Genomic DNA, 10,190 nt, shown 5'->3' on the forward strand with positions numbered 1-10,190 from the left:
ACTCCAGCCTTCGGAGGCCAGAAGAATGGCTTTAATACGATCCCTGACTCGCCCGTCACGACTAGAATCATGAAGGCGCTCAAGTTCAGCTTTTTGTTGGTCAGTAATGAATATTTTCATGTTGGACAGCATGCTCTCCGATTGCTGAAAAATCAAGCACTTTCAATGATTGCGGGTATAGTTATTTAATGTTTTTCTGTGCATCGTTATAGGCCATAATCATTTAATATTCTCATCTTCCCCCCCCTCACCTCTAAAATCCTTGTCTGCCACCGGTAAGAAAAGCCCATTGCGAAAGACGAGGCGCAATCCACAAAGATTGCGCCTTCCATTTTATGCAGGCTGGAGCGTTGCGCCGATCCCATCTTCGTCTGGCTGTAATTTCAGTGCGCTGCACAGAGGCTGCCGACTGGCATCCGTTATCTCAACGTGAATATCACCAATAACTTCCCCTTTCACACTGATGAAGTCAGGTGAAATTTCTTTCGCACTGGTTTGCAGGCAAATCGCACCCGCTCCATGCAGGCGTTTTACTTTCAGTTGCACATGCGTTGCCGCAGAAGTGATAAGCCACACTTTTCCACCATTGAGATTGACGTTGCCAACATTTAAAGTGACATTGTCACCTTTTACCGTGCTGCCATCGAGAATCAACACGCCGCCCTGCTGTACAGTAATTGTTGATTGTTGCAGATCTGCGCCGTAGCCAATAATCATTGAAGCACCGTCCTGTAATGCAACACTCCCGGTCAGTTCAACCGGTGCTCGATCTTCTTCTACGACAAAATTTTCGTCCGCGCTGGTGGGTGACAACAAGATCACTGTCCCACCTTGTATAACCGCGTTTTCCAGCGTACCAGCATGCACTTCAGCCCGCCCACCTGCATTAACGGACAGGTTTCGCGTCTTACCAGAACTGTAGAGTTGAAGACCATCCGTTCCCAGACGATAAATGGCTCCATTCTCAACAATAGTGTCAGAGTCTTCACCACCGAGAGTATTCATGGTGCCACCAGCAAGCAACGTATCACTGGCTTTCCCCGCCAGCATGAAAACGCCGCCCTGATTAATCTCACAATTGCTGGCTTCCCCACCTGGATACACCAACAATTCACCACCTTCATCTACCACGACCGCGGAGGTTGTCCCATTGACCAACAGGCCGCCTTCTTGATCTAAAATGATTTTTTCCGCGCGATGGCCTTCCAGTACACGCAGGTTACCGCCATTTTCCAGCAACAAACCGCAGGCATAACCCTGATCAACGCTGAATTCGCCTTCAGGGTGGCGGCCATTAACCCTGGCGAGCGTAGAGAGACTAATTGCCCCTCCCTCGGACTGAACAATATCTGTGGCAATTGCACCGTCACTGACCGATAGCGTGCCATTGTTGCCGTACTGTGTGCATTTGGCGATCCCTCCGGTTGCTACTTTCAACCAGCCGGCCCCCGTGACCACGGTATTTTCGGCTCTTCCTCCTGCCTCAACAATTAATTCGCCTTCAGTAAGTTGAGTCGCGCCAATGACCTCACCAGTTTTAACAATTTGCACGCTCCCGTCGCTCATCAAATTTTTCGCATCAGATCCCATGATTTATTCCTTTGCTGCATCTGTGTGCCTTTATTGCAACCTAAGTGTAAAGGCTGCGGAGGATTTATACACGACAGAATTGATATGGTGGCAAATGGCTTGGCTCATGTCGTGATGCGCGAGATATTGGATTGTGTCAGATGTAAATGTGATCCTGAATAAAAATCGCCCTTGCAAATCAACAAAATATAGCCAATTTGCTTAAAAGCTCTGCAAACGGTCGAAATACCCCAGAAAATTACGTTTTGCCTCTTGCCACCTTCCCACTCTGCCGTTAATATTCGTCCCCGTTGTCACCTACAACGTTGCGTTCATAGCTCAGTTGGTTAGAGCACCACCTTGACATGGTGGAGGTCGTTGGTTCGAGTCCAATTGAACGCACCATTCTGCGTCCGTAGCTCAGTTGGTTAGAGCACCACCTTGACATGGTGGGGGTCGGTGGTTCGAGTCCACTCGGACGCACCAGATTTTCCTGATCTGGTCTCTCTTCTTTTCTCCTCTGTTTCTTCTCTGTATCCAATACGTTAAAAGATTTACACTGTCTCCGTATGCTTTATCAGAAGGAGAATTGCTATAAAACTCGCCCGGCAGATTTTAATCAAGGGTAGTTAGCGCCCTTTTCATCCCTGTCTGAAATTTCTCCAATTCTAAAAATCTCAACCAAACTTATCTGATAACACTAAATTCGAAAGAATGCGTACAGGTAAGTAACAATGAAAAAAATTGCTATTGTGGGTGCCGGGCCTACGGGGATCTACACCTTATTCTCGCTTCTACGGCAACAGACTCCACTTTCCATTTCCATCTTCGAGCAGGCCGACGAGGCAGGTGTCGGGATGCCATACAGTGATGAGGAAAACTCAAAAATGATGCTGGCAAATATTGCCAGTATTGAAATACCGCCGATTTATTGTACGTATCTCGAATGGCTACAAAACCAAGACGCCAGCCATCTCCAACGCTATGGCGTTAAAAAAGAAACCTTGCACGATCGTCAGTTTTTACCGCGAATTCTACTGGGAGAATATTTCCGCGATCAATTTTTACGATTAGTAGACCAGGCACGACAGCAAAAATTTGCAGTGGCTGTTTATGAATCATGCCAGGTTACCGATCTGCAAATTACAAATGCTGGCGTCATACTCGTTGCAAATCAGGATTTACCTACCGAGACGTTTGATTTAGCGGTGATCGCCACGGGTCACGTCTGGCCTGATGAAGAAGAAGCAACCCGAACGTATTTCCCCAGCCCGTGGTCAGGCCTGATGGAAGCAAAGGTCGATGCCTGTAACGTGGGTATTATGGGAACATCCTTGAGTGGATTGGATGCAGCAATGGCAGTGGCTATTCAGCATGGTTCGTTCATTGAAGAAGATAAACAACACGTCATTTTTCACCTCGATAACGCAAGTGAAAAGCTAAATATTACGTTAATGTCGCGCACGGGAATTTTACCCGAAGCCGATTTCTATTGCCCTATTCCCTACGCCCCCTTACACATCGTCACTGATCAAGCATTAAATGCAGAGATTCAAACAGGCGAAGATGGCCTTTTGGAGCGGGTATTTAAATTGATAGTAGAGGAAATCAAGTTTGCAGACCCGGACTGGAGCCAACGCATGGCCATAGAGCGCCTGAATGTTGATTCCTTTGCTCAGGCCTGGTTTGCCGAGCGCAAACAACGCGACCCATTTGACTGGGCAGAAAAAAATCTCCATGAAGTCGAGCGCAATAAACGGGAAAAACATACTGTTCCCTGGCGTTATGTCATTCTGCGCCTGCATGAAGCCGTACAGGAAATTGTTCCGCATCTGAATGAACACGACCATAAACGGTTCAGTAAAGGCCTTGCCAGGGTTTTCATCGATAATTATGCGGCAATCCCTTCAGAATCTATTCGTCGACTGCTGGCCTTACGTAAAGCGGGAATCATTCATATTCTCGCCCTCGGTGAAGACTACGAAATGGAAATTAACGAGTCACACACCGTCCTGAAAACGGAAGACAACAGCTACTCGTTTGACGTTTTTATTGATGCTCGCGGGCAGCGGCCGCTCAAAGTGAAAGATATTCCTTTCCCTGGACTACGCGAACAATTACAGAAAACAGGGGATGAAATCCCTGATGTTGGCGAAGATTATACGCTACTGCAACCCGAAGAAATTCGTGGGCGCGTAGCGTTCGGCGCATTGCCCTGGCTGATGCACGACCAGCCTTTCGTTCAGGGACTTACAGCATGTGCAGAAATTGGTGAGGCGCTGGCTCGGGCGGTCGTAAAACCTGCATCCCGTGCACGTCGGCGTCTTTCGTTTGATTAAAGGTAACGTTATCAGCATTCAACAAATTGATGCTGTTCATTAAGACGATAGCGGACTCCGGCTCGAATATTGTTTTCACCTTCAATGGCGACGGCGAAGCGAACTCTTTCGCCGTCATGATATGCCAGTGCGGCGCTTCCCCCTGGCCCGAGAATAATTGAGTCGACCACGCCTGTGCTCACTACCGTTGTATTTTCACCGCTGGCAATGATGTGTACATTGTCGCCGCTGTTGGCAATTCTGGCGTTTGCGCCAAAACTGGCGATTTGCACCAGGTCACCATTACTGGCGACATGACTCCGTTCACCCAATGTACAAACGCGTACTCGCATTCCGGTATTCGCAATCCGACTGCTATCTCCGGCGCTGCTTATCCGCGAAGAATTACCGGTTACAGCAATCCGTGCGCGTTCACCGGAGCTGCCAATGTGACTGTTAAAGCCGACACTTCCAATCCGCACGCTATAACCCATACTGGCAATTTGCGCGGCGTACCCCGCAGTGGCGATTCTGGCGTTATCCTCACTACACCCGACGCGTGCATGATCGTCGCTGCGAGCAAACTGACTGCAAAATGGTATCTCTCCGGGATCTGTGGCCAGCTTTTGCATAGAGGAAACTTCCTGACGGGCAAAATTTTCGTCTGCCAACCATTTTTTCCAGGCGTACTCAACCAGACTATCCGCCCAGTCCGTATATCCTTCCTCAATCAATGTATGATGAATATCGGCATAACTGCCGCCATGTGGGAAATGGCGCAGAAACCAGCGATACATTACCGCCCCGATACGCCATTCTCGCAGGTCTGCTCGTGTAATGATCATTCGTTAGTGCCGGTGATAGCCATCGACCATGCTTTTAAAGGTTTCGTGTGGTGTACGCCCCGTGGTGCAAAGATAAAGATGACCGAAGATAAAAAAGAGGCTTATAAACGCCAGAGCAAAATGCGCCTGCAATAACCAGTATCTTACTCCAGGAAACACATCTCCCACGGCTTGCGGATAGAGACACAGTAGCCCCGTCAATAGTAACAACGGCAGCAATCCATACATCACACCGACATAGGCAACCTGCTGTAAGGGATTAAATTTAGACTGGGTTGTTGCCGGGAAAGGATGCTCTTCCCCCTGCATAATGCCAAACAAATAAAATCGCGTTTGCTTTGCCGCTCGCTCCAGCCACCCCTGACGACGAATGCGATAGTGGTGACCATTCCCCCCAACAGCATTTATCAGAACAAAGCCAACCCAGCATGCCATTAACAGGAATCCACAAACTTCATGCACCGCAACCAGACCTCTAACCGCAGTTGCGCCCACCAGCGCAAAGTGATTTATCAGCCCACTTGCCAGTAACAAGACAAAGAGTAACGCATTCGACCAGTGCCAAAACCTGACCGCTTTGCTGTATAGATAAATTTTCTTACCATGATCGGTGGCTAATTTCTTCACGCCACGAGCACGAAGCAAGGCATGCAGTCCCAATACCAACCACATCCCAACCAGCAATAGTCCGGCAATGACCAGCCACACCGGCCAAAATTCGGGAGTGAACTGTGGCACATAGTTCGCCAGTTGGCTCTGAAACTGTTCAGCATGTTGCGACGGGTTCATACATTTTCCTTTTTAATCAAATGTTGACCGAACCGGCGATACAGATGCGGTTTCCCGGCACCTGGTAGCTGATATTGATAGTATTTATTTTCCTGCAACCACGCCTGAATTTCTGGGCTATCTTCGCGACCAAAGATTAATGCGTGCTCCGGGCAGGCGCTGACACAAATGGGCGGGAAGCCTTTTGCCAGTCGTGACTCGGCGCAGAAATCACATTTATCTGCCACTTTGGTCAGCGGATTAAGGTAACGGACCTGGTACGGGCAAGCGCCAATGCAATAACTGCAGCCGATGCACTGCGATTTTTCTACCCGCACGATCCCCTGCTCATCACGCCACGACGCCCCTGTTGGGCAAATGTCGATGCAAGGAGCATCTTCGCAGTGCTGACATGACTGGCGAAAAAAGTGATACTGCGTTTCGTTGTCGTTATCGGTGACTGGAATGTGTGCTATCGATAAACGGCTTCCCTGAGCGGGGACCCGGTTAGTTTTACGGCATGCGCGGGCGCAAATATTACAGCCATTGCACAGTGATTCATCGTGAATCATGGCATATCTAACTTTCTTTTCTTGCCTCGTGTTCGCTAACAGAGAAGACGCAGAACCAGTAAAAAAGATTACTGTTCCCATCCCCAGAACAAATTTGCGTCGAGTGAAGGACATCTGATTATCCCCTAATGCAGTGGCTGCAACTGTCCACCCTATCCATGACATCTCCCTGAAACTTCAGGGATTCTGAAACTGCTCTACCTCGAACCATTCACATAAGCCATAAGCTTTGCCATAGCTCATAAAACGCTCGCTAAACAAGTACAACACCGCCGTCGATGACTCCACCTTCCGTATATCGGCATATTCAGGTGCAACATCCATCGCGGCGATTGCGGCTTCAATCTGCGCTTCCTGGAAGTAATATGGCGCTTGCATCAGCATGGCGACTTTGTAAGGACGGGGATACGTCTGGCACTCAAAACGAACGGCGTGTGCAATAGCGCGACAAATGTCCTGCTCCACAACTTGCAAAGACATCACCGCGTAGTTTTCACTCATGGCCTGCGTTGAGTAATAGTAATCATCCTGGCTTCCCGTCATACAAGCGATATCCGCGTAGTCTCCGTTCTGCTTAATGCTTTCAAGCAAAACTGACAGTTCCTCTTCATCAACCGAATAGGGTGGTGAGAGAAACACGGTGCGCGCCACCAACTGCCCCGCAGCAGAATGTTGGCGAATGAACTCTGCCAGGATTTCAGTTGGTTCTGGTTCCGTGATGTCTTCACTTACCGTATCAACGGGGTGACGCATCCCCTGCAACCATTGCCGCTTCGCCTCGTCAACTTCGCTGACTTCCGCTAACGGTAATTCATCCTGATCGCTCATCTCACCCATTCCTTACGCAGGCAGCAGATTGTGTGCCGCCAGGTCAGCGGCTATATCTTCCAGCCCCAGACGCTGCAACGTTTCGCGGGTCGGACAACCAAGCTGTGGGTCCCAGCCCATTTCCTTGTAGAACATCGTGAGCGACTTGTGCATATCATCGCGGTCCATTTTATCAGTACCTTCGGTAAAGACCGGGATCTGCGGATCCTTGTCGAATACCCAGGAGCAGATCAGATCGTGCTCATTACGCATATCTTTGGTTTGCATCAGTTTCACCGTGTAGGCACGATGCAACGTAAAGATACGCTCAGCCGCTAAATCTAATTTTTCCTGAGTCATCTCTTCGCCAGTAATCGCCTTAAAGAACTTAGCTTCAAGCGCCAGGTCACCCCGGTAATTACGGCTTTTCAGCGGCGAAACGGTCATTGGCCAGACCCAGTTGCACAGGGTGACGGCGTTATGCAAACAGACTCGCAGCAGCGACCACTTAGCATATTTAATTTTTGCGTCGTTGATCGGCGTGTAGTTTTTGGTTTCATCGTAAGCATCTTCAGAACCAAAAAGCTCTTTCGCCACTTCACGTTGCAGTTTCAATGGCAGACCGGAGCCAATAAAGTTGATATGGGTATGCGTCATGCAATCACGGTTGAACATACAGTTAACAATGGAACCAACCTGCGCCGATGCTTCATTGGCATGGTGAACCGGATAGCCAAACGGTGACCAGAGTTTATTTTTTGCGTAGCCCCAATACTCTTCACCCAAATTCCAGCGTTCTGCGATGGCATATGAGCCATCAGCAAGGTGACTCAACTCACCCACGCGATGCGCCAGACGGTAGTAAAAATCTTTAATGAAGTTAACGTCACCCGCTTCCAGTTGATCCCAGCGAATTTCCGCATACTCATCAGCAGGCAGAACGCGTTTGAACACACCTTTGCTGTAACAATAGGTAAAGTCGCGATGCAGCTGCCCGTAGTTACACCATAGGCCGTAGTCATCGAACAAATTCAGACCAACCAGGTTACCAATCACGCGACCATCATCTTTATCTTCAAAGTCTTTCGGCCCGTTCGGGAAAATGGTGGTATGGACAAAGTTTGCTACACAAGTGTTACCCCCCGTACTGGGTGCGCCAAACTCTTTCACCCGAGGAATATTCATCTGGGTCATACAACGAATCGGGCAAGAGTGGCAGCCGCTCATTTTTACTGTGTATTTCTCTGCCGCCGGACCTAAGTCAAAAACGGATTTATAGGTACGAAAGCCGACCGTGTTCTGATTACCAGGAGGGATTTCTCCAGTTTCAATTGGACCACCTTCTGCCGCGCCCCAAAACAGACCTTTACGTGCCGTCCAGCGAGACTTGGGATCAGAGTACTCTGCCCACGCTTGCGGTGTACTTGGCACAACATGGTTGTTATTCGCACCAATAAGTTCGGTCATCATGTAGTCGTTGAGACGCTTCATCTCTTGACGATCGGCAATGTTGACCCCTTTCGTCCCTTCAACCGCAATCGCTTTCAGGTTTTTGGAGCCCATTATTGCGCCAGTTCCCGCACCGCCGCTGTGGTTACGACTATTCAACATGCCAGAGAGAGGAACAAGGTTTTCACCCGCCTGACCAATAGCCGCCACACAGGTTTCCGGGCTGGTCAATCGGCAAATTTCTTCCGTCGTTGCGCGTGTCCCTTTTCCCCACAAGAAATCGGCTTTTTCCAGACTAACTTTGTCATCTTTAATATTCAGCCAGACCGGTGATTTCGCTTTCCCTTCGATAATAATGACGTCGTATCCAGCGAATTTCATTTGCGCTGCAAAAAAGCCGCCCATATGGGCATCGACGACTAAATTACCTTTGGTAAAAGTGGAAAGTGAGGTGATATTTACGCGAGAACTACAGGGAGCACCAGATCCAGTTAGTGGACCAGTAGCAAAGACTAATTTATTCGCTTCATCGAAAGGTTTAGTGCCTGGCGGTACTTCGTCATACATAATTTTGTAGCCGAAGCCCATGCCACCAACAAAACTTTTAAACTTACTGGAATCTTCGAGGGTAATATTTCCTGTCGTGAGATTGACTCTTAATATATTACCTGTCCAACCGTTAGCCATGATTTTTTCCTTTGCAAGATTCACACAGTAATATCTTTCCACTCGATAATTTTTAACGCCCCCGTTGGGCAGGCGCTTGCGCATTCACCGCATAACACACATTTCGAGGATTTCTTAGTTTCAGTATTTACGGTGGCCATCATCCACGGACATGCCGTGGTACATGCGCTGCAGCCAATACAACGCTTATGATCGACTACAATACATCCATCTTCCTGCTGCCAGGTAATCGCGCCAATCGGGCAAACGTTCATGCATTGTGGATCTTTGCACTGGCGGCAAGTGTCGGCGGTATAATTCAGATCGCCATATAAACCACCGCCAGAACCTACGCCCTTGTCGCCAAAGAAATAATTACGATGGATTTTGATGCGGGAGAAAAAAGTACCCACAGCGCCATCGTTAAAGTTTGTACAGGAGATTTCACAGCGATGGCAGCCCGTGCAACGCGCACGTTGGGTAACTAACACGCCTTTGGGCGTGTTTATCAGCCCTACCGTACCGCTATCGACATCTTCCTGTTTACAGCCCAAAAGTGACAATAATGCAGGGGCTATAGTTAAACCAGCAAGACCTTTTCCTGATATACGCAAGAACTCTAATCGCGTTAAGCCAATATCTAATAGTGGACGATCAACCGGGTTCATTTATTTCGCATCCTCTTCGCAAACACAGTGCTGACAATTCAGCAGCTTGATATCAAGCATTCAACTAATACGCTGCTGACTATGTCTCCAACACCAGATATTTTTGTCCTAACCCGATAGCGTATGAGACATGATTTAACGCAAACAAACCAATCCTTTATGGTTAGGTGGAAAAATAATGTGATTATTCTTAGGGTTTAACATTGATCGTTATCAATTAAAAATTGAAAGTAAAAGATTAAAAGTGGAGTGATATTTATTATCATTTGAAATGAATTTAACTTAAACGACAACTATTTGTGATATTCATAGCAGAAAATAAAAATAACATCAGCGCTATAAATTAAAATACATATCGAAATTCGTATGATTTCAGCAATTATTATTTAGAAATATTAACTGGACCGCCGCTGAACAAAAAATATCAGGATGAAGCTTACTGCCTCATCCTGAATGATCATTTTACGAGAGCGTTCAGAATTCTGTGTCACGTTAAAAATTCTACAGCGTCATCACATTATTCAGTCG

Annotated in this window: 8 protein-coding genes, 2 tRNA genes and 1 pseudogene; 3 read left to right on the top strand and 8 right to left on the bottom strand. The window is 47.9% G+C overall.

All coding sequences use genetic code 11. The features are described from left to right. Both A7090_RS01305 and A7090_RS01310 read right to left on the bottom strand, forming a co-directional pair. Window positions 1-120: pseudogene (locus A7090_RS01305) on the bottom strand (IS630 family transposase); the annotation flags it as partial. A 213-nt stretch (window positions 121-333) separates the two neighbouring features. Continuing rightward, complete coding sequence (locus A7090_RS01310) at window positions 334-1,590, bottom strand: AIDA repeat-containing protein (RefSeq protein ID WP_105272718.1); 1,257 nt, start codon at window positions 1,588-1,590, stop codon at window positions 334-336. 307 nt (window positions 1,591-1,897) lie between these two features. Between A7090_RS01310 and A7090_RS01315 the strand changes: the two genes are divergently transcribed. The 3 genes from A7090_RS01315 to A7090_RS01325 all read left to right on the top strand — a co-directional run bounded on the left by A7090_RS01315 (window position 1,898) and on the right by A7090_RS01325 (window position 3,908). Then, window positions 1,898-1,974 (top strand) — tRNA-Val (locus A7090_RS01315). Window positions 1,975-1,978: 4 nt separating this feature from the next. Then, window positions 1,979-2,055 (top strand) — tRNA-Val (locus A7090_RS01320). A 248-nt stretch (window positions 2,056-2,303) separates the two neighbouring features. Continuing rightward, complete coding sequence (locus A7090_RS01325; RefSeq protein ID WP_105272719.1) at window positions 2,304-3,908, top strand: FAD-NAD(P)-binding protein; 1,605 nt, start codon at window positions 2,304-2,306, stop codon at window positions 3,906-3,908. A gap of 11 nt (window positions 3,909-3,919) precedes the next feature. Here the strand turns inward: A7090_RS01325 and ydhT are convergent, their stop codons facing one another. The 6 genes from ydhT to A7090_RS01355 all read right to left on the bottom strand — a co-directional run bounded on the left by ydhT (window position 3,920) and on the right by A7090_RS01355 (window position 9,662). After that, on the bottom strand, window positions 3,920-4,732 hold the full coding sequence (gene ydhT / locus A7090_RS01330) for a protein YdhT (RefSeq protein ID WP_105272720.1): 813 nt from the start codon (window positions 4,730-4,732) through the stop codon (window positions 3,920-3,922). A gap of 3 nt (window positions 4,733-4,735) precedes the next feature. Next, a complete protein-coding gene (phsC, locus tag A7090_RS01335) occupies window positions 4,736-5,521 on the bottom strand; it encodes a thiosulfate reductase cytochrome B subunit (protein ID WP_105272721.1) in 786 nt (261 codons plus the stop codon). After that, on the bottom strand, window positions 5,518-6,186 hold the full coding sequence (locus tag A7090_RS01340) for a 4Fe-4S dicluster domain-containing protein (protein WP_105272722.1): 669 nt from the start codon (window positions 6,184-6,186) through the stop codon (window positions 5,518-5,520). The genes phsC and A7090_RS01340 overlap by 4 nt, the downstream gene beginning before the upstream one ends. A 63-nt stretch (window positions 6,187-6,249) precedes the next feature. After that, window positions 6,250-6,900, bottom strand: a complete 651-nt coding sequence (locus A7090_RS01345; protein WP_198599554.1) for a YdhW family putative oxidoreductase system protein — start codon at window positions 6,898-6,900, stop codon at window positions 6,250-6,252. 12 nt (window positions 6,901-6,912) lie between these two features. Further along, the gene (locus tag A7090_RS01350) at window positions 6,913-9,015 is read right to left on the bottom strand and encodes an aldehyde ferredoxin oxidoreductase (RefSeq protein WP_105272724.1); all 2,103 of its coding nucleotides are present in this window, start codon (window positions 9,013-9,015) and stop codon (window positions 6,913-6,915) included. A gap of 20 nt (window positions 9,016-9,035) precedes the next feature. Then, window positions 9,036-9,662 carry a ferredoxin-like protein gene (locus A7090_RS01355; RefSeq protein ID WP_105272725.1) on the bottom strand — a complete coding sequence of 209 codons (627 nt, stop codon included), beginning with the start codon at window positions 9,660-9,662 and terminating at the stop codon, window positions 9,036-9,038. Window positions 9,663-10,190 lie beyond the last annotated feature (528 nt).

This window comes from Escherichia sp. MOD1-EC7003 (genome assembly GCF_002965065.1).
Taxonomy (GTDB): Bacteria; Pseudomonadota; Gammaproteobacteria; order Enterobacterales; family Enterobacteriaceae; genus Escherichia.